We start from the raw sequence: 21,459 nt of genomic DNA on the forward strand, positions 1-21,459 counted from the left end.
TTCCGATCGAAAGGCACACCACATGTCCCTCACGGACCAGCACGTAGTCGTCCTCGGCGGTACCTCCGGCATCGGTTTCGCGGTCGCGGCCGGGGCCGCCGAACAGGGTGCGCGGATCACCGTCGTCTCCAGCCGCGAAGAATCGGTGAAACGCGCCCTGGCCGAATTGCCCTCGGGCGCGGCCGGTCTCGTGGCCGATCTCGGCGATACCGCACGGATCGGCGAACTGTTCGAGGAGATCGGCCCGTTCGATCATCTGGTCTACACCGCAGGTGAGGCGCTGCTGCTCTCGCCGCTCGCGGATCTGGATCTCGCCGCGGCCCGAAAGTTCTTCGAACTCAGGTACTTCGGCGTGCTCGCCGCCGTCCAGGCCGCCGCATCGCGGGTGCGACCCGGCGGTTCCATCACCCTCACCACCGGTACCGCGAGCCCGCGCCCCGTACCCGGTTCCACGGTGCCGTCCAGCCTCTGCGGTGCGATCGAGGCCCTGACCCGTGCTCTCGCAGTCGAATTGGCCCCGATCCGGGTGAACGCGGTCATGCCCGGCGTCGTTCGCTCCCCGCTCTGGGCGCTCCCGGAGGAGGTGCTCGCGGACTTCTACCGGGATACCGCCGCGAACACGCCGCTGGGCCGCGTGGGGGAGGTGCGAGAAATCGCCCGGGCGTTCCTGTTCCTGTTGGAGCAGCCGCACGCGACCGGCAGCATCGTCACCCTCGACGGCGGCGCGGTGCTGGCCTGAGCCGAGGTGGGCGCGAGGTCCGATCGCTGATCGCACGCGGTACCGGGCCAACCCGATCAGCGTGTCAGGCCGTAGGCGTGGTTCGGCCTGATCCGGACCACCGCGCGCCGATCGGCCACCATCGCCCGGCGGTAATCGTCCCAATCGGGATGTTCACCGCTGACCGCCCGGTAGTAGGCGATCAATTCCTCGACCGTGGCGTCCTCGGGCTCGGCTGCCACGGGGGACACCTCGGCCTCGCCCTCGAGGACCACGTACGACCAGAAGTCGGGACTGCTCACGTGCAGCGCGGCCCAGGGCTCCCGGACGAGATTGAAGTACTTGGCCCGATCGGCGGTGATCGAGATGCGGATCAGCCCGTCGTCCCCGACCCAGTGCGTCACATTCGACTGCTGCGGCCGCCCGTTCTTGCGAATGGTGGTCAGGATCGAGTTGTGCTGCGGGCGCGCGAATTCGATCGCGGTGGCGATGTCCATACCGCGGACAACCCGCCCGCCCGGACCGGTGTTCCCGGTCCCGGATAAATGTCCGCGCGACCCGCGCGACGTGCGGGAATGCTGCGCGAAGGTGTCGGTGGGCTGGGCTAATGTGCAGGTTGTGAGCGAATCGGGCATCGACATCACCCCGGCGAGTGGGGACGAGCGCGTGGCGTGGCAGCAGCTGGCGGAGCAGGTGCGCGATCACCAATTCCGGTACTACGTGCGGGACGCGCCGATCATCACCGATGGCGAATTCGATGAGCTGTTCCAGGCGCTGGTGGCCTTGGAGGAGGCGCATCCGGATCTGCGCACACCCGATTCGCCGACCCAGGTGGTCGGCGGCGGATTCACCACCGAATTCGCGCCGGTGGATCATCTGGAGCGGATGTACTCGCTCGACAATGTGTTCAATGCCGACGAGATGCGCGCCTGGATCACCCGCGTCGAGGTGGAGACCGGAGCCGATACGCATTTCGTCTGCGAGGTGAAGATCGACGGCGTCGCGCTGAACCTCGTCTACGAGGACGGCAAACTGGTGCGCGGCGCGACCCGCGGCGACGGGCGCACGGGTGAGGATGTCACGCTCAATGCCCGCACCATCGACGATATCCCGCACGAGTTGATCGGCACCGACGAGTTCCCGGTGCCCAAACTGCTCGAGGTGCGCGGTGAGGCGTATATGACGCTCGCCGATTTCGAGAATCTGAACGCCTCGATCGTCGCCGAAGGTAAACCGCCGTACGCGAATCCGCGCAATACCGCCGCCGGATCGCTGCGCCAGAAGGATCCCGCCGTCACCGCGCGCCGCCGCCTGCGCATGATCTGCCACGGCTTCGGCCGCACCGAAGGCTTCAGTGCCGCATCGCAATACGAGGCGTACCGGGCGCTGGCGGCCTGGGGGCTGCCGGTCTCCGCGCACACCATTCGGGTCCAGGGCATCGAACCGGTGCTGGAGCGCATCGCCTACTGGGGTGAGCATCGGCACGATATCGAGCACGAGATCGACGGCCAGGTCATCAAGGTCGACGATTTCGCACTGCAACGCCGCCTCGGCGCGACCTCGCGGGCCCCGCGCTGGGCCATCGCGTACAAGTACCCGCCCGAGGAAGCCACCACCAAACTCCTGGACATCCAGGTGAATGTCGGTCGTACCGGCCGGGTTACGCCGTTCGCGGTCATGCGGCCGGTGACGGTCGCGGGTTCCACCGTGGCCATGGCGACCCTGCACAATGCCTCCGAGGTGGTGCGCAAGGGCGTGCTCATCGGCGATACCGTCACCATCCGCAAGGCCGGTGACGTTATCCCCGAGGTGCTGGGTCCGGTGGTGGACGCGCGCACCGGCGATGAGCGCGAATTCATCATGCCCACGCACTGCCCCGAATGCGGTACCGAACTCGCTCCCGCCAAGGAGGGTGATGCCGATATCCGCTGCCCGAATCAGCAGTATTGCCCGGCGCAGTTGCGGGAGCGGGTATTCCACGTCGCGGGTCGCGGCGCGTTCGATATCGAGGCGCTCGGTTATGAGGCCGCCATCGATCTGCTGAAGTCCGGCGCGATCGAGGATGAGGGCGATCTGTTCGCCCTCGATGAGGAAAAGCTGCTCGGCACAACGCTTTTCACCAATAAGAGCGGCACGCTGTCGCAGAACGGCAAGCGGCTGCTGCAGAATCTGGAATCGGCCAAGGATCGCCCGCTGTGGCGGGTGCTGGTGGCACTGTCCATCCGCCACGTCGGCCCCACGGCCGCAAGGGCTTTGGCGTCCGCGTTCGGCAGTATGGACAGCATTCAGGAAGCCACCGATGAGGAGCTGGCCGCCGTCGACGGCGTCGGCCCCACCATCGCCACCGCGCTCGAGGAATGGTTCACCGTCCAGTGGCATATCGACATCGTGGACAAATGGCGGGCCGCCGGCGTCCGCATGGCCGATGAGCGCGATGAATCCATCGAGCGCACTCTCGAGGGCCTGTCCATCGTGGTCACCGGTTCCCTTCAGGACTTCACCCGCGACGGCGCGAAGGAGGCCATCCTGATCCGCGGCGGTAAGGCAGCTGCCTCGGTCTCCAAGAAGACCGCCTACGTCGTCATCGGGGAGGCCCCCGGCTCCAAGGCCGCCAAGGCCGAGGAACTGGGCGTCCCCATCCTCGACGAAGCGGGCTTCAAACGCCTCCTCGCGGATGGCCCCGAAGCGGTCTCGTGATCGAGTGTCCAATGGTGTTGGGGGTGTGGGGTTCGAGGATGGAGTGGTGATGAGTGACGCGGGTGTGACGATCCGGGATGTCGAGCCGCGGGAGTACGCGGCCGTCGGGGCGCTGACCGTGGATGTGTACGTCGGCGAGGGCCATGTGAATCCCGAAAGCCCCTATGTCGCGGAGCTCGGCGATACCGCGACGCGGGCCGCGAGCGCCGAGATCCTGGTGGCGGTCGCGGATGGCGATGTGGTCGGTTCGGTGACGGTGGCGCGCGCGGGTACCGAGTTCGCCGATATCGCTCGCGAGGGTGAGCTGGAATTCCGAATGCTGGTGGTGGGCAAGCAGGGTCGCGGGCTCGGCGTCGGAACGGCGCTGGTGCGCAAGGTGATCGATATCGCGCGCACGGAGGGCTGGCGGGCGGTGGTGCTGACCACCATGCCGACCATGCTCGATGCCCGCCGCCTCTACGACCGGCTGGGCTTCGAGCATGTGCCGGAACGGGATTGGAAGGCCATGAGCGGGCTGCCGCTGACGGTCATGCGACTACCGATGCAGTGATGCGGACACGCGTGTGCCCGAGTCCATCGGAGCGAATCACGATGGACCCGGGCGCGGATCCCGGTCGAGGCAGGCAGCCCTGACAGGGGTGGTGCGGATCCCGGTCCACAAGTACGCCGGGATGGCTGGGTCGGTCGGGCATGCCCCGCGTGGTGCGGCCGAGTGGGCATGCCCGGGTGGTGCGGGGCTAGGTGAGCGCCCCGTCGATGCACAGGCTGGCGGTGCGCCAGGTCGGTGCGGGCTTGGGGGAGTCGAACTTCCAGTCCGAGATGGGTGTGGCGGCCTTCCACATCAGCCCGCCGCCCGGTATGCGCACCACCTGGTAGACGTCATCGGTGCCCTCGATGAGCTGGTTGCCGGTGCAGTAGTCGTTGTAGGCGGTGCCGGGTTGTCTTGCGCCCGGGCTGAATTGGCCGAGCGGGTTGGCGATCGCGCCGGGGGTGGCGGCGGTGCTCGCCTTGGCGGTCTTGCCCTCACCGAACCAGTAGGGCTCATTCGCCTGGTTGCCGCAGCGGTAGGTGGATCCGCCCGCGACGACGGTCTTGCCGACGGCGTAGGGCTGTCCGGCCCACAGGCAGCTGGCCCCCGGGCGTGCGCCGCGGGTTTCGGCTTCGGCGGTGCCCGCGACGAAAGGTAGTGCGGCCGTGGTCAATACGGCGACGGCCAGCGGTGCGAGGGTGCGGCGGCGGGGCGCGATGGTGATGGTCATCTCAGCACCAGCTCGCCTGGGCGCGGCAGACGGTCCAGCTGCCATCGGGATTCGCATTGGTATTCCAGGTGGTCTGATCGCCGCCATTGGGGCGATTGCGCGTGGGTTCGGGTGGGGTGGCGCGCATTTCGCGCAGGTACTGCTGATGCTGGTTGCGCAGTACGGGATTGGAGTCGGTGTGGTGGAAGCCCATCGGATCGATGGCGTGCATACCGGTGCCGCCCATATTCGGCGGAGCGTTGCGGCTCGGCGCGGAGCGGGTGCTGTCCCGCGCGCCGTCGTCACGGGAGAGTGATTCCGCGGTGGCGGCGCCCGCGGTGATGGTGGCGGCGGCGGTGGCGCCGATGACCTGTGCCAGGGTCAGGGTTACGCGGCGGAGGTTCGAGGTCGAGCGATTGTGCTGCATGGGCGTCATTGCCTCTCTGCTATCTACGTACCTACACCGTAGATGACCTACGTAGCTGAATAGTAGGTAAAAGCTGAGAAGATGGTCCCGAAACGATGACGGACGCGAAAACGCCTGCCGCACAAAGGAATCGCGCCGGTGCGAGTTGACTCACACCGGCGCGATTCGAGAAGTACTAGCCCAATACCGTGGCGATTATCCCCGCGAGGTAGCCCAGCCGTGCCACTTCGGACGGCCGGAAATCGGGTCCGCCCGGGCGGCCCAGCAGCAGCACCTTGCCGGTATTGCCCAGCGGCGCGGCGGCCAGTTTGGTGTCCATATCGCGCCACAGCTCCGGCACCCACTCGCCCTCACCGTCGAGTACGGCGGGCTTCTCCAGGGGCATCCACGGGGCCTCGGCGGCCTGCGTGGACGGCGCGCTCTGGCTGCCGACCACCCGGTACGCGCCGGACGGGCCCATATCGATGACCGTGCTCCAGCCCACCCGCAAGACGCGGGGTACGCCGTCGACCAGCACCTGCAACCGGTCGTCGCGCGCATTGGCGACCTGGTCGATGAGTTCGAGCTCGCGATGCGTGTCCAGCATGCCCGAGTACGGGCGGAGCGAATCCACCTGTACGTCGTGCAGCGACTCCGCCGCCGTGATGAGTGTGTCCGGAAGAGCGCCCGACGGTACCTCGACCACTATGTCGTCGATCGCGAAACCGTCACCGCGTTCGACGACATCCAGTGAAAGGATGTCGGCGCCCACGGAACCCAGCGCGAGTGCGAGCGAACCGAGACTGCCTGGACGATCCGGAAGTTGCACGCGAAGCAGGTATGACACGTGCCTTCCTTTCATTCCTCTGCGACCGAAACTTTCGGACGGGTACCCGAGTCCCGCAATATTTACACCCTCGGGTCATGGTTATCGAATCGAAGGGAACCGTGTGACCCGGGCCACTTACCGATCGGTCACCTATCAATTCGGGGCGTCTCCGATAACGGTATCGCGGGCCGTGATTCGGCGCCGGGCGACACCTGTCACCGCCGGTCCGACACGCCCCGCTAGGCTGTCACGAGTCGAATCACCATGCTCGAACCAGTCGAAAGGGGTCCCGCGGTGCCCGCCATCTCCAGGGACGAGGTCGCTCATCTCGCCCGGTTGTCCCGGCTCGCTTTGACCGATGACGAACTCGATCTGTACGCCGGTCAGCTGGATTCCATCCTGACCCACGTCGCACAGATTTCCGAGGTCGCCGCGGCCGATGTCCCCGCCACCGCCTCCCCGAATCCGGCCACCAATGTGACCCGCCCGGATGTGGTGCAGCCGTGCCTGACTCCCGAGCAGGCGCTGTCCGGCGCGCCCGCGGTCGAGGAGCAGCGGTTCCTGGTTCCGCAAATTCTGGGAGAAGGCGAATGACCGACCTGACCAAGCTGAGCGCGTCCGCGCTCGCGGAGAAGATCCATGCCCGCGAGGTGTCCTCGGTCGAGGTGACCGAGGCGCATATCGCGCGCATCGCCGAGGTCGACGGCGAGATCAACGCCTTCCTGCACGTCGCCGGTGAGGCCGCGCTGCTGACCGCCGCCGAGGTGGATCGCGAAATCGCCGGTGGCAAGACCGCTTCCGCGCTGGCGGGCGTGCCGCTCGCGCTCAAGGACGTCTTCACCACCACCGATATGCCGACCACCTGCGGGTCGAAGATCCTCGAGGGCTGGACCGCGCCGTACGACGCGACCGTCACCGCGCGACTGCGCGCGGCCGGCATCCCGATCCTCGGCAAGACCAATATGGACGAGTTCGCCATGGGCTCCTCCACCGAGAACTCCGCGTACGGGCCGACCCGAAACCCGTGGGACACCACCAGGATTCCGGGTGGTTCCGGCGGCGGTTCGGCGGCGGCACTGGCCTCGTACCAGGCTCCGCTGGCGATCGGCACCGATACCGGCGGTTCCATCCGCCAGCCCGCCGCGGTCACCGCGACCGTCGGCACCAAGCCCACCTACGGCACCGTATCCCGGTACGGCCTGGTCGCGTGCGCGTCCTCGCTGGATCAGGGCGGGCCGTGCGGGCGCACCGTGCTCGATACCGCGCTGCTGCACGAGGTCATCGCCGGGTACGACCCGCGCGACTCCACCTCGCGCAATGTGCCGGTGGCCCCGGTGGTCGCGGCCGCGCGCGAAGGCGCGAAGGGTGATCTGTCGGGCGTGAAGGTCGGTGTGGTCAAGGAACTGCACTCGGACTCCTACCAGCCCGGTGTGATCGCCTCCTTCGATGCCGCCGTCGCACAGCTCAAGGATCTGGGCGCCGAGGTCATCGAGGTGTCCTGCCCGAACTTCGAGCACGCGCTCGCGGCCTACTACCTGGTCATGCCGTCCGAGGTGTCGTCCAACCTGGCGCGCTTCGATGCCATGCGGTACGGCCTGCGGGTCGGCGATGACGGTACGCACAGCGCCGATCAGGTCATGCAGCTCAGCCGTGCGGCCGGATTCGGCCCGGAGGTCAAGCGCCGCATCATGATCGGCACCTACGCGCTGTCGGCCGGTTACTACGACGCCTACTACGGTCAGGCGCTCAAGGTCCGCACGCTCATCGCGCGCGACTTCGACCGCGCCTACGAATCGGTGGATGTCCTGGTCTCCCCGACCAGCCCGTTCACCCCGTGGAAGCTCGGCGAGAAGGTCAACGACCCACTGGCCATGTACCTCTCGGACCTGTGCACCCTGCCCACCAACCTGGCCGGGCACTGCGGTATGTCGGTGCCGTCGGGTCTCAGCGCGGACGACGGCCTGCCCGTCGGCCTCCAGATCATGGCCCCGGCACTGGCGGACGATCGCCTGTACCGGGTCGGCGCGGCCTACGAGGCGGCCCGCGGCGATATTGCCTGACCCCTCCGATCGCATAGTGCGATAAACGAATTCGGCTCCCGGCTGACACTGTCAGCCGGGAGCCGTCGTTTGCGGGTCCGCGGTACGTCAGCAGCTGCCAAGTGCGCCACCCTGATCGGTGCCGTAGCGGTGGCCGTGACCGGCGGGAGCGTCAAGGGCCGCGAGCAGATCTGCGCTGGTTTGCAGGAAGCTCAGCATTGGGAGCCATTGCGGGACAGGGGCGTCCGGGCGGGTGCCGGTGAGATTCGGCGGGCTCCACAGCAGTGACGGGGACCAGTGCACGACCGGGTCGGAGGCGTTCGCGAGGATTGTCGCCCCGCCGCGATGGACATCGTTGGCGGGCGGTCCGGCCCACAGCACCGCGCAGGCGCGACGGTCCTGTTCGGCGTCGGTGGCGAAGATCGAATTGCCGCCGAGCGCGCCCAGGCTCTGACCGTAGACGTAGAGCTTCGGCGGATGCGGGAGAGTCGAAATCCGTTGTTCCACAGCCGTGAACAGGGCCCGGGCGGATTCCTCGGCGGCCGCGCGGCCGAACATGAAGGTGACCCAGCTGGGGGCGTCCGAGTACTGCACTCCCACCAGCGCCACATCGCCGCCGAACCGCTGATCCAATCCGGTGGCCGCTTCACCGTCGATCCACCCGGACCCGGTCGGCACGGTCGCCACCAGGTTCGCCCGCTCCAACCCGCCCGAACGCTCCAACTCCCTAATCGCCAGCGCCACACGCGCGTTCAGATCCGGTGCGGAATTCAGCCCCACGTACACCCGCACACTCTGTGCGGGCGATCCGGAGACGAACTTGCGTCCCTGCGAACCGAGCGAGGGCCAACTGGCCGCCGACACCGGACTCCCCGACCGATTCGGCGAAACCGGCTGCACCAGCGTCGGATCCACATAGGCATTGGCCGCCGCATACGACGCCTTGCGCCAATCCACCACGGTGGGCACCACTACGAACTGCGCCGTCACCGCGAGGGCGACCACTGCCAGCAGACTCCGCAACCGACCCAATCGCCGTACCGCCCAGCGAATTCCGAGGCAGATCCCGACCACCAGCCCGACGATGGCCGTCGACCACATCGCCCACTGCACCCAGTACAGGGGACCGACCGGTGAGACATCCATCGCATCACGCAATCGGTTCTGCCAATGCTGTGCCCACGCCATCGCGACCGCCGTCACCGGACCCGCCGCCAACAGCGCGGGCAACCGCAAACGCTCCCGCATCGTGCCCCGCTCGAACCCCATCCGGCGCACAGCGATTCGGCCGAGTCCGACCACGCCCAGACCGATCAGCACCAGCAGTGCCGTCACAATCCCCTGTGCCGAGGGAGTCCGCGGCAACAGTCCCGGAGCCAGCGACGCCAGCACTCCGAAACCGACCCCGAGCGTCGTTCCTGCCCGTGGCCAGCCGAATCGCCAAGGCGCACGTCCGTTTTCGGATATGGATTCGAGCCGCCCGGACTCACGGACCCGCTCGTCCCGGGAGACCGCGTCCGGCCCGCTTCCCGCGTCCGCCCGTGCGGTGGCAAGTGCGCTCAACGCTGCCCCGTCAGCGCCTACTCGACCGTTGCGCCGGGTATCGTTCGTCGCGAGAATGACGTCGCTCCGCTCGGCTCCGCTTCTTCCGGGTCTGTGGCCGCCGTCGCGATGGGCCGGCGCCGCGGCGGTGGTTGTCGAATCGGCTACGACGCCTGCGCCACCGGATGTATTCGCCCGCGGTGAATCGGGTCGCGCGGCATTCTCGCTCTTTGGCCGGTCACCCGTTCGCGCCGACTCGGACTGTTCGATGTGTGTGCTCACAGCGTCACCGCCTGCGCCAGGGGCATGCGCGAAGTCGATGCCGAATTGATCGCGGTCGGCAGCGAGCGGCGGGACCTGCGGGCGAAGAAGGTTGCGGTGGCGGCGAATACGGCCGCCAGGAGGCCGAAGGCGCTGTAGCGGACGATCGGGGAGGGGGCGCTATCGGTGGAGTCGAACATGGCCTCGTGGACGGGGACGCCGTAGTCCTGGCGGGCGGAGTTCAGGTCCACGAAGGTGGCGGCGACTCCGGCCATGAGCTGGCACTGAGCGCGGGAGAGGGCGTCGGCGCGGGTCAGGCAGGATTCGTGCATGCGCTGATCCAGTGCGGCGTCGGCGGTTTGGCGCGCCCAGGGGCCCAGGGGCTGGCCGTGGCTATCGGCGTAGCGGAGCATGTCGTAGCCGAGATCGTGTGCCTTGCAGGCGGTGTCGAATTCGCGGGGGAGCGGGATGGGCGAGGAGCAGTCACCGTTGGGGTTGACCAGCATGCCCGCCTCGATGACCGGGCGGTAGCCGAACTCCGCGACGAAGCTGTCCGCGATGGCGCTCGGATCCGGCTGCGTGGCAGTCGATTCCATGATCCCGATGCGGGCGGCCGCGTCCTCAGCGATCACCGGCGCGGTCGCGGCGGCTCCCGCCGACGGAGCGAAAGCCACTGCGACGGAGAACAATACGGTCGCCGCACCCGCGAGCATGCCGACCCGGTGCAGTCGGCTGGCGCCTGGAGCATCAGCGCGTCGTGCATGGGTGCCGGAGCCCGGCAGATCCGCCGCATCATCGTGGCGGCGCGGTGTGTGATCCGCGGTGGGCGCGATCGGCTCAACGATGTGATCGGTCGCGAAGCGGCCTGCGCGATGGCCGTTGTCAGGGGTGGAAATGCCTGCGCCGGTGGTGCGGCTCGCGCCGGCCGCGGGCTGGGTATCCAGGTCCGGAGTGCCCGGGTGGGACGGGAACGCTCTCATGGCCAAGACGCTAGGAATGCGGGTGACCGGGGGGCTTCACGCTGCGGGGGTGTTCGGTGGTGGGTGAGGTGGGGGAGGGCGGGGTGCGACTGATACCGGGGTAGGGGGTGCAAGATGAGCCGGGGGTATGAGGTGCGAGGGCCGGGAGTTCTCTACCGTCGAGGGCATGGTCGGTAACTTGGGCAAACGGGTGAATTCGGGGCGAGCTCGGCAGTGGGTCGACATCGTCACGGTGTTCGTCGCGCTGGTCTTCATGGCGGTGGCGTGGCCGACACTGCAGCTCACCCATCAGGTGCCGGCGGCGGCGATGCCGTTCATCGCCGGATTCGCGGCCTTCCCGGTGCTGCTGGTACGGGTGAATCCGGCGCTGGGCTGGGCGGTCTCGGCCGGATCCGCACTGCTCATCTCACTGGCGGTACCGCATCAGCCGGGCAATACGCTGCCGTTCCAGGTGGTGCACATCCTGTCGCTGTTCGTCCTGGTCTTCGCGGTCGCGGTGCGCGCGCCCATGCAGATCGTCGGCGTGGCCTGGCTCGCGACCTCCCTGCTGATGGCCACCACCATGGCCCAGACCGGGGACAGTTTCGCCGAGGCCGGATTCGGCTGGCCCATCGCCATCACCGGGCTGGTGATCTTCGGCCTGCTGGTGCGCTGGGTGGTGGTGTCCCGGCAGCAGCTGCTCAAACAGTCCGAGGAGACCGAACTCGAGCGTGCCCGCCGCGCGATCCTGGAGGAGAAGGCGCGCATCGCCCGCGATCTGCACGATGTGGTCGCGCACCATATGTCCATGGTGGTGGTGCAGGCGCAGACCGCGCCCTACCGCATCGAAGGGCTCTCCCCGGCCGCGTGCGAGGAATTCGAATCCATCGGTTCGGGAGCGCGCGCCGCGCTCAACGAGATTCGCGGACTGCTGGGCGTGCTGCGCAGTGACGGGCAATTGCCCGAGCACGCACCGCAACCCACCGCCACCGATGTGCTCGCCCTGCTCGAGGGTGCGCGCCGCGCCGGGGTGCCGCTCACCTGGACCATCGACGGGAATCTGGACGCGATCCCGGACACCACCGGTCTCGCGCTGTATCGCATCGCGCAGGAATCGCTGGCCAATGCCTCCCGGCACGCGCCCGGCGCCCCGGTCTGGGTGCGCATCACCACCGCGGCCGCGCTGAATCTGTCCATCGCCAATGACCGCCCGCACAGCGCACCGCATACCGATCACGTCGGCGGCAGCGGTATCGCGGGTATGCAGGCCCGGGCCGTCGCGGTCGGCGGCAACCTCACCGCCGCACCGCGTTCCGACGGTGGCTTCGAGGTGCGGGCGGAGTTGCCGCTGACGCCCGGTGTCGCCACCGTGAGCGGGCGGGCGGACCTGCACCCCGCCATCTGATTCGTGCGATTCGCGTCCCCCGCACCGCCCGTGCGGGGGACGCGGTCGCGTATGGACGGGGCAGCGCCGGGTCCCGCTCGGCGATCCGATTCGCCGGATATCGCGGCGCGTCGGGGTGCGAAGTCGATGTGGCTGAGGCTCTCCGGCGCGTGGCGTGGCAAACTCGGTTGGGTGCGTGAGGTGGGACTGTGGCGATAACGGTGTTGATCGCCGATGATCAGGCGATGGTGCGCGCGGGTTTCGGCGCGCTGCTGGCGGCGCAACCCGATATCAGCGTGATCGGGGACGCCCCCGATGGGAAAGCCGCTGTGGCGGAAGCGAAACGGCTGCGCCCGGATGTGGTGCTGATGGATGTGCGCATGCCGGAGATGAATGGGCTCGATGCCGCGCGGGCGATTCTGTCCGCCAATTTCGATCCGCCGGTGCGGGTGCTCATGCTCACCACCTTCGATATCGACGATTACGTGTACGAGGCGCTGGGCATCGGCGCGAGCGGATTCCTGCTCAAGGACGCGCCCGCCGAGGAACTGGTGCGCGCGGTGCGCGTGGTCGCCGCCGGTGACGCGCTATTGGCCCCGACGGTCACCCGCCGGCTCATCGCCGATGTCACCAAGCGCCGCAATCGCCGTGCGCCCGCGCCCGCGCTCGGGGTTTTGACTCCCCGCGAGCGGGAAGTGCTGGAACTGGTCGCGCGCGGGCTGTCCAACGCGGAGATCGCCGAGAATCTGTTCGTGGCCGAGCAGACCGTGAAGACCCATGTCTCCAAGGTTTTCGCCAAACTGAATCTGCGCGATCGCGCGCAGGCGGTGGTACTGGCGTACGAATCCGGCCTGGTGACACCGGGCTGAAATCGGGCCGGTCGGACGGTATTTTGCGCGGTAGGCTCACGGACTCGAACGTCACCGGAAGGGGGTCGTCACAGTGTTGAACAACGGTGACGTATTCGCCGGTTTCACCATCGAGAGGATGCTCGGTCAGGGCGGTATGGGGTCGGTGTTCCTGGCCAGGCATCCGCGGCTGGGGCGGCTCACCGCACTCAAACTGCTGAATCGGGAACTCTTCGCGGACAGGGAGATTCGCGCGCGCTTCGAGCGCGAGGCGGATCTGGTGGCGCAACTGGACCACCCCAATATCGTCGAGGTGTACGACCGCGGCACCGAGGATGAGCAGCTGTGGATCTCCATGCAGTTCATCGACGGCGTGGACGCGGCCGGGGTGAATGTCACGCAGTTGCCGCCCGAGCGCGCGGTGCAGATCATCGAGGGTGTCGCGGACGCACTCGATTACGCGCACGCGCGCGGTGTGCTGCATCGGGATGTCAAGCCCGCCAACATCATTCTGGCCCGGGCGGTCGCGGGTCACGGTGAGCGCGTCTTCCTCACCGATTTCGGCATCGCCCGCCTGCGCGAGGATTCCACCCATCTCACCCAGCGCGGCATGTTCACCGCCACCCTGGCCTACGCCTCCCCGGAACAGATGACCGGCGGCCACCTCGACCACACCACCGACCAATACTCCCTGGCCTGTGCCCTTTACTGGCTCCTTATCGGCGCGGGCCCCTACGACTCCCCGCATCCGGGCGAACTCATCCGCGGCCACCTCCAACTCCTCCCACCCCCGGTCTCCCTGCGCCGCCCCGGCCTCACCCAGGCCATGGACGCCGTCCTCACCAAGGCCATGGCCAAACGCCCCGCCGACCGCTTCCCCTCCTGCTCCGATTTCGCCAAGGCCGCCCGCCACGCCCTCACCAACACCACCCCCCTGCACCCGCCCGGCTACCCGGGCCAGCCCTACAACGTCGCCGTGCCCGTCTACGGCGCCCCACCGGCGGGCGCCTATCCCGCCGCCCCACCCGCCTATTCCCCTGCGCCCCAGAACTACCCGCCACAACAGCCCCCGGCCGTACCGCCCCAGGGCTACCCGCCCGCACCGCAGCCTGGCCAGCCCCCCGGCGCGGCACCTGTTCCCGCCCAGTCATATTCACCAGCCCCCCAGCCGGGTGCGGTACCCGCCCAGGCGTATCCGCCCGTAGCGCCGAACTATCAGATCCAGCAACAACCGCAGGCCCCAGCCCAGCCCGGTGCGGTCCCCTCGGGTCCTCAGCCACCCTTCGCTCCGGTCGGCCCGCCTGTCGCCGCGGACCCGGCAGTGCCACTGGACGATTCGGCATTCCGGCCCACCGACTCCTTCCCGACCCACCGCTCTCCCGCTGCTCCGGCGGAATCCTCCCCATCGGGCGCAGACCCCGCAGCGACTTCGACACCGGCGCAGGAAGATTCACCCCGCCAACTGACGGCCGAACCGCATCCCGCGCCGGACCTTGCCGCTCGCCCCACGGACTCGTTCCCCACCCATCGCCCACCTGCGGAATCGCAGTCGCCAGGCGTGGAACCGTCCGACTCGCAGGATGTGCCACCCGGGTCCGGTGATGAGTCCGCTCATGGCTCGCCTTCGCATGGTCCTGAGGCGGATTCGTCGATCGGCGTGGACTCGGCCGAATCGCGTACCTCGGCTTCCGGTCAATCGGAACTTCCGATGAGTTCGCAGGAACACGAGCCGGATTCACCCGATCAGCCGGAGACGAGCGCATCCCCGGCCGCGGAATCCGGGACCCGAGAAGATTCCCGCGCGGCAAGCCATCCCGATGCGGCGCAGCGGAATCCGGAGTCCGGGGCATTCGTGCCCTCGACCGGGGCAGGGGCGACCCCACCGAGTCAGCCCGCCGCGGTATCCGACGCCTCTGACCCGGATCGGGTGTGGGCGCGCGGTCCCGGTGCGGGAGTGCCGCCCAGCGAGCCCGCTCAGACCTCGGATTCCGGTGCGGTGTCACCGGTCGAGCCCGCCCGGAGTCCGGAGCCCGCTCGGAGTCCGGAGTCCGGGCCGGTGCCGCCCGCACCGGCCTTCGCTCCACCCGGATACCCGATGAATTCCGCTCCACCGCAGCAGGTTCCGGAGCCTGTCGGCAAATCGCAACTCACCGCCCTGGTGGTGCTGGGGCTGGCGGCGCTGGCACTGCTGTTGATGCTGGCGTTCGTGGTGATTCAGGTGGCCGGGTAGCGGCGCTCGGCGGGGAGTTGTGGTGCGCCCGGCTCGGGGACGAGTGGGTCCGAAATCAGGGCTCCGGCTCTCGCCGGGCGCTGTTCCAGTCCAGCATTGGCGGGTGCGGGCGGGCAATGGAATTCGCGTGTCGGCGGAAAGTTTGTGAAACCTCCAGGTCGGCGTTCATATTGCGTGGGAGCATCGTTCACAGTGACCGAAAACCGCCTTCGCGGGGGAGGACTCGATGTCCGATCATGGTTCTACGCTGCCGCGCCGCCAGTTGGGGCGATACCTGCGCGAGGGGCGGATGCAATGCAATATGACCATTGCCGAAGCCGCTTCGATGATGGAGTGGAGCGAGTCGAAACTACAGCGCCTGGAGACCGGAAACGCGGAAAAGATTCGCGTACTGGACATTCGGGAGTTATGCCGCATATATGACTTCGACGATGAGTTCAGTTCCGCCGTCATGGGTCTGGCCCAGCAGGCCAGTGTCAAGTCCTGGTGGCACGAATACGACGACCTCATTCCCGAGGGCTTCAATGTCTATGTGGGCCTGGAGGCCTCGGCGCGCAGTCTGGTCTCCTATCAACCCGATCTCATCCCCGGACTGCTGCAGACCACCGATTACGCACGCGTCCTGATCAGTGATTACTGGCCGGATGCTGAGGGCGGTGACATCGACCGCAGAGTGCAGTTGAAGATGCGCCGGCAGTCCCTTTTGACCAGAAAACGCAATGCCGCGAGCTTCACCGTAATCGTCCACGAAACGGCATTACGCCGGGTCGTGGGCAGTCCGAGGATCATGTCCGCACAGTTGCGACGCGTCGCGGACATGTCGACACTCCCGACGATCGCTGTGCGTGTACTACCCTTCTCCGCGGGCGTCCCGATCGGCCATACCGTGGGGCCGTTCGTGATTCTGGATTTCGGCCGGGACACAGTAAACCGACCGGTCGAACCCACCGTGGTGTACCTGGAGAACTTTCTCGGCGACCTCTATCTGGAAAAGCAGGCCGCGGTCGAAAAGTATCGCCAGGCATACCAGGCTCTCCAGCACTCGGCGCTGGATGAGGCCAGTAGTAGGGATCTGTTGCGCAAGGCAGCGAAGGAGTACGGAACGTGAGTGACGAACCGTCCGGCAACAGGTGGTTCAAGAGCGCCCGCAGCACCGGGGCGAAGGAGTGCGTGGAGATCGCATTCCTGGAAACAGGTGTGGGAGTTAGGGATAGCAAGAATCCGGCCGGGCCCGAATTGCTATTCGGGCCCGCCGAATGGGACAGATTCACCGCCGCGCTGCGGCAGGGGCGTTTCGAGGTGTAGCGGGACTACTCAGCCGAAGAAAGCCGCGGCTTCCCGATAGCGTTCCTGCGGAACGAGTTTGAGCTGTTTGGTCGCCTCGGACAGCGGCACCAGTTCGATTTCGGTGCCGTGCGCCGCGACCATCTGCCCGAATTGACCGGCGTGCACGGCTTCTGCCGCATGCACGCCGAAGCGAGTGGCCAGCACCCGGTCGTACGGGGTGGGCGTACCACCGCGCTGCACATGCCCCAGCACGGTCACCCGCACCTCTTTGCCGATGCGCCGTTCGATCTCCGGCGCGAGCTGCTGCGCCACACCCGTGAAGCGCACATGCCCGAATTCGTCGATGCCGCCGTCGCGCAGCGCCATGGATTTCGGATCCGGATGCGCCCCTTCGGCGACCACGCAGATGAAGTGCGAATCCCCGCGCTGGAAGCGCCGTTTCACCATGGCGCACACCTCGTCCACATCGAACGGCACCTCGGGCACCAGGGTCAGATGCGCCCCGGAGGCGATACCGGAGTTGATGGCGATCCACCCCGCGTGCCGCCCCATCACCTCGACCAGCATGACGCGCTGATGCGATTCCGCGGTGGTGTGCAGCCGGTCGATGGCCTCGGTGGCGATGGCGATGGCGGTGTCGTGCCCGAATGTGGTGTCGGTGCAGTCGATATCGTTGTCGATGGTCTTGGGGACGCCGACCACCGGGACGCCTTCGTCGGCGAGCCAGCTGGCGGCTGTCAGGGTGCCCTCGCCGCCGATCGGGATGAGGGCGTCGATTCCGTTGTCGTCCAGGGTCTGTTTGATGCGTGGCAGTCCGGCGCGCAGTACGTCCGGATTGGTGCGGGCGGTGCCGAGGATGGTGCCGCCCTTGGTGAGCAGCCGGTCGGTGCGGTCATTGTTCAGAATCTGGATCTTGCGATCCTCGAGTAGCCCGCGCCACCCGTCCTGGAACCCGACGATCGCGTCGCCCCAGCGGCCGTTCGCGGTGCGAACGACAGCTCGGATCACCGCGTTCAGTCCAGGGCAGTCTCCGCCTCCGGTCAAGACTCCGATGCGCATGGCGTCTATCTTGCCCCGAGTCGGGGTCGCGGTGGGGCGCGCCCCCGTGAACCGCTGGTTAAGAGGCCCTCAGCGCCCACTGAGAGTTCAGCACTTACCGCCGCGCAACTCGTTCAGATGCGAATCGATCAGCCCGGCGATCTTGGTGAGCATGGCGGTGCCGTCATCGAAGGACCCCGAAGCAGGCTGCGCGGCAATCGCGATGGCCACCTGCCCGCCGGTGACCGGAATCAGCCCGAACTGCCGGACCAGATAATCACCGCTGGTATCGGGCCCCCAGCCGCCCTTGAATTGCGCCCCGCTGAGCGTGCCCAGCCCCCAGCGCTGTCCGGAGCTGATCTTGCCCATCAGCGAGGTGACCGAATCCGATTGCGGCAGACAGGGCAGATGCGCGGCGAAGGTGAGCTGATCGGCGATGGCCCATTCGGCCTGCCCGAAAGCCGAGTAATCCGAACGGGAACGGTTCGCGGGCACCTTGGTGGTGTTGTCGCCGCCCTCGCGCAGCACATCCTGCACCGCCTGCGCGGCGACCTCCGGTGTGCCCAGGGACTGCCACAGCATATCCGCGGCGGCATTGTCGGAGTTGGTGATCGCATTGCTGGCGGCCCCGGTATAGCCCGGATTCGCGCGCAGCGCGGCGAGGGTGAGCGGCACCTTGATCGAGGACCAGGCGGGCCCTACGGTCCAATCCCCGAGTGTCATGGCGCGATCGCTGTTCACCGGCAGAATCGCCAGCGCCACTTTGCCATTGAGGCTCTGGCGTAGCTCATTCTCGAAATCCCAGGCCAGTGTGCCCGGCATGGCCGCCACCAGCGTGGACGGGAGTGAGCCGGGCGCTTTGGTCGCGGCGGTGGTGGCGGTGGGGACGATCGCGGGCTTGCTGGAGCATCCGGCGGTCACCAGCAGGACTGCCGCGCAACAGCTCACGATCGCGGCCAAGCGTCCGCGCGGCGAATATGGTGCGTCCACCCGGGTTACCTCCATCATCTCCGGCGAGTCCCTGTTTCCTAGCGGACTCACCGGTATGCGTCAATCTCGAGGACGCTCTCTCAACCTCGAGAATTGCGGTGCCGCCCGGGGCTTTCCGTCAATGTGAGCAGAGCCCGCCGTGTAGGTCGGGCAGGTGATCGCCGAGCAGCAGCGCCATCTTGTCCATCATGTCGGTGGCATCCTCGAAGCTGCCGGAGGTGGGTTCGGCGGCGAGCGCGACGGCGATCGGACCGGCCAGCGTCGGGATCAAACCGAACTGGCGCACCGTGTAATTGCCGGTGTCGTCATCGGGTCCCCAGCCGCCCTTGAACTCCGCGCCGATCAAACGGCCCAGACCCCAGCTCTGGCTCGGGGTGATCTCACTCATCAGTGAGACAACCGAATTCGCGCGCGGCAGGCACGGCAGCTTGGAGGCGAACTTCACCTGATCGGTGAGCGACCAATCCGTCGCGCCGAAGGCGAGCAGATCATCCGAGCCCAGGGTGGCCAGGCGGGTATGCCGCGCGGCCACATCGGTGGTGGCGTCGCCCGCCTCGCGCAGGATCGACTCGACCGCGGCCGCTGCCTGCGAGCCGGTGCCCAGCGAGTTCCAAAGCGTTTGCGCCGCATCGTTATCGGAGAAGGTGATGGCGGCTTCGGCCAGCTCCCGCAATCCGGTCGGATCCTGGCGCATGGCGGCCAGCGCCAGCGGCACCTTGATGGTGGACCAGGCGATGCCGGTGGTCCAGTTGCCCAGCACCGTCATATCGCCGCCGCCCACCGGCATCACCGCGAGCCCGACGCGACCGTCCAGCGCGGACTGCAGATCCGCGAAATCCGCTGCGAACGTAATCGATTTCGGCAGTCCGAACATATCCGGGAAGTTCGGCGCGATCATCGACAGACTCGGCGTCTCGGTCGTCTCCAAAGCGGGCGGGACCTCCGCGGAGCCCGTGGCCGGCGCATCCGCCGAACTCACGTGCATCGCGCACGCCGATACCGCCAGCAGTGTCGCAAACGAGAAACATCGAGCAATGGCCTTGCGACAGGCCGGTACCGGATCAGTAGACATACACCACCGCGTTCTCACCACCGATGCAGGTGACCAATTTCCCTGTCGCCGTGCAGTTCATCGTGTACGCCCGATTTGTTACCGGGCTGACCACCACCACACTACTTGTTGTACCCGGTCGTCCTGTAGTCGCGTCGGCATACGCCCGGCGCACTTCCTCCGCGAAAGGGCAACTGGTGACGGTGGATCCGGTCGCGGACCCGGTGTAGCCATTGAGTACCGGGTACGACAGCTGGCACGGCGACGCGCCCGCGGGCAGCTGTACCGGGGCCGTCGAGGTGGTGCTCGGCGCGGTCGAGGTCCGGGGCTGCGACGTCGGCGCGGTATAGCTCGGATTGCCCTGTGCCACGGTCACACTCGGTGCTTCGTTGCCGGAGCGATCCAGGACTTGCCAGCCCACCGCACCGGCGATCGCGGCGATCGCGACAACCAGTACGCCGATCGAGATCGGCACCGCCATCGATTTGCGACGCGAGCGTTTGTACGGTCGCGGCGGCGGTGGCGTATCCACGCGCGGATGGTCCGAGGTCGGGTAGAGCGACGGATCGGGCGTTGGCGCATATGGGAAGTCCTGCTCCCGCTGCGCATGCCCCCACGCCTGCTGACGGCTGTGTTCGGCCGCGCCCTGCGGTAGCGGGCTGTAGTGGAAATCGCTGACCCGCACCACGGTCGGATCGGTCGGCACGATCACCGGCAGGTCCGAGGTGCCCGGGCCCTCGGCCGGATCGGTCGCGGGGAAGGCTCCGGTGACGTAGGCGAACGCACCCGTATTCGGTTGCACAACAGTCGGATCCGAGTTCCGGATGGGCAGCACGGTGGTGGGCTGGCTGGGCTGCTGACCGCGCTGGGCCGGTGCCGGGAACGGCGGCACCCCGGTCGCCGGCGCGCCATGCGGCAGTCCGCCGGTGGCGGGCGCGCCGGGCGTACCCGGCGTCAGCGCACCGGGCATGGCTCCGGGAGGTCCGCTCGGCAGGGTGCCGGGGGCCGCGGGCGGGACCGTGCGACCCGGCTGCAGGTACTCGGTCGGCGCGGCATCGACCACACCGCCCGCGAGGGCAGTCCGTGCGGCCCTGGCGAATTCGCCCGCGGTCAGGAAACGACTATTGGGATCCTTGGCCAGCGCCCGCGCCACCACCGCGTCCAGGGCGGCCGGAATTCCGGCACGCTGCAGACTCGGCCGCGGCGCCGGATCGGACAGGTGCGCCCGAATCAGAACGCTCATATTCTGCGCGGCGAACGGTTTATTGCCCGTGAGGCATTCGTGCAGTACACATCCCAGCGAGTAGAGATCCGCGCGCCCGGTGACCGGACCCGAATCGTCGAACCGCTCGGGAGCCATGTACGCGTACGACCCGACGGCGGTGCCCGCGACGGTGATGGTGGTATCGCCCTCGGCGCGCGCGATGCCGAAATCCGCGAGATATGCGAAATCCGCATCAGTTACCAGGATATTGGCGGGTTTCACGTCCCGGTGCACGAGACCCGAGTAGTGCGCGGCGTCCAGCGCCGCGGCGATCTGCTCGATGATGCCGACCGCGCGCATCGGCGACATCGGTCCCTGGGACTCCAGCAGACTGCGCAGATCCTGCCCGCGCACCAGCCGCATATCGATGTACAGCTGGCCGTCGATCTCACCCCAGTCGTGGATCGGGATGATGTGCGGTTCGGCCAGGCGCGCCGCCGCCTGCGATTCACGGCGGAAACGTTCCTGGTAGGCGGGGTCTTTCGCGAGTTCCTCGGGTAGCAGTTTGAGCGCTACCACCCGATCCTTGGAGGTGTCGTAGGCCTCGTAGACCTCACCCATACCGCCCCTGCCCAGCAGCGAGCGCAACTCGTACGGCCCGAACCTGCCGCCGGCCCGCGATGGCGGTGCATCCACCCCGTCAAACCTCCAACCTCATCAGGCACGATGCGAGAAGTC

At 67.7% G+C, this 21,459-nt stretch carries 20 protein-coding genes; 10 read left to right on the top strand and 10 right to left on the bottom strand.

The genetic code is table 11. The annotated features are described in order from the left end of the window. Positions 1 to 22 precede the first annotated feature (22 nt). Complete coding sequence (locus AB0L82_RS03115) at positions 23 to 739, top strand: SDR family oxidoreductase (RefSeq protein WP_364630185.1); 717 nt, start codon at positions 23 to 25, stop codon at positions 737 to 739. Between the two features lie 56 nt (positions 740 to 795). Here the strand turns inward: AB0L82_RS03115 and AB0L82_RS03120 are convergent, their stop codons facing one another. Continuing rightward, entirely contained in the window at positions 796 to 1,215 is a 420-nt protein-coding gene (locus AB0L82_RS03120) for a PPOX class F420-dependent oxidoreductase (RefSeq protein WP_364630188.1), read from the bottom strand. 121 nt (positions 1,216 to 1,336) lie between these two features. Here AB0L82_RS03120 and ligA point away from each other — a divergent pair, with 121 nt between their 5' ends. Both ligA and AB0L82_RS03130 read left to right on the top strand, forming a co-directional pair. Then, positions 1,337 to 3,415, top strand: coding sequence for an NAD-dependent DNA ligase LigA (ligA, locus tag AB0L82_RS03125; protein ID WP_364630191.1), 2,079 nt, complete (start codon positions 1,337 to 1,339; stop codon positions 3,413 to 3,415). Between the two features lie 49 nt (positions 3,416 to 3,464). Next, the gene (locus AB0L82_RS03130) at positions 3,465 to 3,965 is read left to right on the top strand and encodes a GNAT family N-acetyltransferase (protein ID WP_364630194.1); all 501 of its coding nucleotides are present in this window, start codon (positions 3,465 to 3,467) and stop codon (positions 3,963 to 3,965) included. 187 nt (positions 3,966 to 4,152) lie between these two features. Here AB0L82_RS03130 and AB0L82_RS03135 read toward each other — a convergent pair whose 3' ends face one another. The 3 genes from AB0L82_RS03135 to AB0L82_RS03145 form a co-directional block, all read right to left on the bottom strand. Next, complete coding sequence (locus tag AB0L82_RS03135; protein ID WP_364630197.1) at positions 4,153 to 4,674, bottom strand: hypothetical protein; 522 nt, start codon at positions 4,672 to 4,674, stop codon at positions 4,153 to 4,155. A 1-nt stretch (position 4,675) separates the two neighbouring features. Continuing rightward, entirely contained in the window at positions 4,676 to 5,089 is a 414-nt protein-coding gene (locus AB0L82_RS03140; protein ID WP_364630200.1) for a hypothetical protein, read from the bottom strand. Positions 5,090 to 5,255: 166 nt separating this feature from the next. Beyond that, positions 5,256 to 5,906, bottom strand: a complete 651-nt coding sequence (locus AB0L82_RS03145) for an amino acid-binding protein (protein WP_364630203.1) — start codon at positions 5,904 to 5,906, stop codon at positions 5,256 to 5,258. A 276-nt stretch (positions 5,907 to 6,182) separates the two neighbouring features. On the opposite strand from AB0L82_RS03145, the gene gatC reads away from it, so the two are divergent. Then, positions 6,183 to 6,482, top strand: coding sequence for an Asp-tRNA(Asn)/Glu-tRNA(Gln) amidotransferase subunit GatC (gatC, locus tag AB0L82_RS03150; protein ID WP_364632740.1), 300 nt, complete (start codon positions 6,183 to 6,185; stop codon positions 6,480 to 6,482). Beyond that, complete coding sequence (gatA, locus tag AB0L82_RS03155) at positions 6,479 to 7,948, top strand: Asp-tRNA(Asn)/Glu-tRNA(Gln) amidotransferase subunit GatA (RefSeq protein ID WP_364630206.1); 1,470 nt, start codon at positions 6,479 to 6,481, stop codon at positions 7,946 to 7,948. The genes gatC and gatA overlap by 4 nt, the downstream gene beginning before the upstream one ends. A gap of 87 nt (positions 7,949 to 8,035) precedes the next feature. On the opposite strand, the gene AB0L82_RS03160 is transcribed toward gatA, so the two are convergent. Continuing rightward, positions 8,036 to 9,490 (bottom strand): alpha/beta-hydrolase family protein, encoded by a 1,455-nt coding sequence (locus AB0L82_RS03160; protein ID WP_364630209.1) that lies wholly within the window; start codon positions 9,488 to 9,490, stop codon positions 8,036 to 8,038. 257 nt (positions 9,491 to 9,747) lie between these two features. Continuing rightward, on the bottom strand, positions 9,748 to 10,443 hold the full coding sequence (locus AB0L82_RS03165; RefSeq protein WP_364632741.1) for a hypothetical protein: 696 nt from the start codon (positions 10,441 to 10,443) through the stop codon (positions 9,748 to 9,750). Between the two features lie 433 nt (positions 10,444 to 10,876). On the opposite strand from AB0L82_RS03165, the gene AB0L82_RS03170 reads away from it, so the two are divergent. From AB0L82_RS03170 to AB0L82_RS03190, 5 genes are all read left to right on the top strand, one after another. Continuing rightward, positions 10,877 to 12,094, top strand: a complete 1,218-nt coding sequence (locus AB0L82_RS03170; protein WP_364630212.1) for a histidine kinase — start codon at positions 10,877 to 10,879, stop codon at positions 12,092 to 12,094. A 188-nt stretch (positions 12,095 to 12,282) separates the two neighbouring features. Continuing rightward, positions 12,283 to 12,942 carry a response regulator transcription factor gene (locus AB0L82_RS03175; protein ID WP_364630215.1) on the top strand — a complete coding sequence of 220 codons (660 nt, stop codon included), beginning with the start codon at positions 12,283 to 12,285 and terminating at the stop codon, positions 12,940 to 12,942. Between the two features lie 73 nt (positions 12,943 to 13,015). After that, on the top strand, positions 13,016 to 15,151 hold the full coding sequence (locus AB0L82_RS03180) for a protein kinase (RefSeq protein ID WP_364630218.1): 2,136 nt from the start codon (positions 13,016 to 13,018) through the stop codon (positions 15,149 to 15,151). A 226-nt stretch (positions 15,152 to 15,377) separates the two neighbouring features. Further along, the gene (locus tag AB0L82_RS03185) at positions 15,378 to 16,259 is read left to right on the top strand and encodes a helix-turn-helix transcriptional regulator (protein ID WP_364630221.1); all 882 of its coding nucleotides are present in this window, start codon (positions 15,378 to 15,380) and stop codon (positions 16,257 to 16,259) included. Beyond that, on the top strand, positions 16,256 to 16,456 hold the full coding sequence (locus tag AB0L82_RS03190; RefSeq protein WP_364630224.1) for a DUF397 domain-containing protein: 201 nt from the start codon (positions 16,256 to 16,258) through the stop codon (positions 16,454 to 16,456). Before AB0L82_RS03185 ends, AB0L82_RS03190 begins: the two co-directional genes overlap by 4 nt. 9 nt (positions 16,457 to 16,465) lie before the next feature. Here AB0L82_RS03190 and AB0L82_RS03195 read toward each other — a convergent pair whose 3' ends face one another. From AB0L82_RS03195 to AB0L82_RS03210, 4 genes are all read right to left on the bottom strand, one after another. Then, the gene (locus AB0L82_RS03195) at positions 16,466 to 17,497 is read right to left on the bottom strand and encodes an ATP-dependent 6-phosphofructokinase (protein ID WP_364630227.1); all 1,032 of its coding nucleotides are present in this window, start codon (positions 17,495 to 17,497) and stop codon (positions 16,466 to 16,468) included. Between the two features lie 87 nt (positions 17,498 to 17,584). After that, positions 17,585 to 18,484 carry a hypothetical protein gene (locus AB0L82_RS03200; protein ID WP_364630230.1) on the bottom strand — a complete coding sequence of 300 codons (900 nt, stop codon included), beginning with the start codon at positions 18,482 to 18,484 and terminating at the stop codon, positions 17,585 to 17,587. 100 nt (positions 18,485 to 18,584) lie between these two features. Further along, positions 18,585 to 19,394 carry a hypothetical protein gene (locus AB0L82_RS03205; protein WP_364630233.1) on the bottom strand — a complete coding sequence of 270 codons (810 nt, stop codon included), beginning with the start codon at positions 19,392 to 19,394 and terminating at the stop codon, positions 18,585 to 18,587. Positions 19,395 to 19,527: 133 nt separating this feature from the next. Beyond that, positions 19,528 to 21,417, bottom strand: a complete 1,890-nt coding sequence (locus tag AB0L82_RS03210; protein ID WP_364630236.1) for a protein kinase — start codon at positions 21,415 to 21,417, stop codon at positions 19,528 to 19,530. Positions 21,418 to 21,459: the final 42 nt, after the last annotated feature.

The organism is Nocardia sp. NPDC052001 (assembly GCF_040680615.1).
Taxonomy (GTDB): Bacteria; Actinomycetota; Actinomycetes; order Mycobacteriales; family Mycobacteriaceae; genus Nocardia.

What these genes read in the sequence shown, in the direction of transcription:
- AB0L82_RS03115 (WP_364630185.1), top strand. Translation starts at nt 23, where the DNA reads ATGTCCCTCACGGACCAGCACGTAGTCGTCCTCGGCGGTACCTCCGGC.
- AB0L82_RS03120 (WP_364630188.1), bottom strand. Translation starts at nt 1,215, where the DNA reads ATGGACATCGCCACCGCGATCGAATTCGCGCGCCCGCAGCACAACTCG.
- AB0L82_RS03130 (WP_364630194.1), top strand. Translation starts at nt 3,465, where the DNA reads ATGAGTGACGCGGGTGTGACGATCCGGGATGTCGAGCCGCGGGAGTAC.
- AB0L82_RS03135 (WP_364630197.1), bottom strand. Translation starts at nt 4,674, where the DNA reads ATGACCATCACCATCGCGCCCCGCCGCCGCACCCTCGCACCGCTGGCC.
- AB0L82_RS03140 (WP_364630200.1), bottom strand. Translation starts at nt 5,089, where the DNA reads ATGACGCCCATGCAGCACAATCGCTCGACCTCGAACCTCCGCCGCGTA.
- gatA (WP_364630206.1), top strand. Translation starts at nt 6,479, where the DNA reads ATGACCGACCTGACCAAGCTGAGCGCGTCCGCGCTCGCGGAGAAGATC.
- AB0L82_RS03165 (WP_364632741.1), bottom strand. Translation starts at nt 10,443, where the DNA reads ATGCTCGCGGGTGCGGCGACCGTATTGTTCTCCGTCGCAGTGGCTTTC.
- AB0L82_RS03170 (WP_364630212.1), top strand. Translation starts at nt 10,877, where the DNA reads ATGGTCGGTAACTTGGGCAAACGGGTGAATTCGGGGCGAGCTCGGCAG.
- AB0L82_RS03185 (WP_364630221.1), top strand. Translation starts at nt 15,378, where the DNA reads ATGTCCGATCATGGTTCTACGCTGCCGCGCCGCCAGTTGGGGCGATAC.
- AB0L82_RS03195 (WP_364630227.1), bottom strand. Translation starts at nt 17,497, where the DNA reads ATGCGCATCGGAGTCTTGACCGGAGGCGGAGACTGCCCTGGACTGAAC.
- AB0L82_RS03200 (WP_364630230.1), bottom strand. Translation starts at nt 18,484, where the DNA reads ATGATGGAGGTAACCCGGGTGGACGCACCATATTCGCCGCGCGGACGC.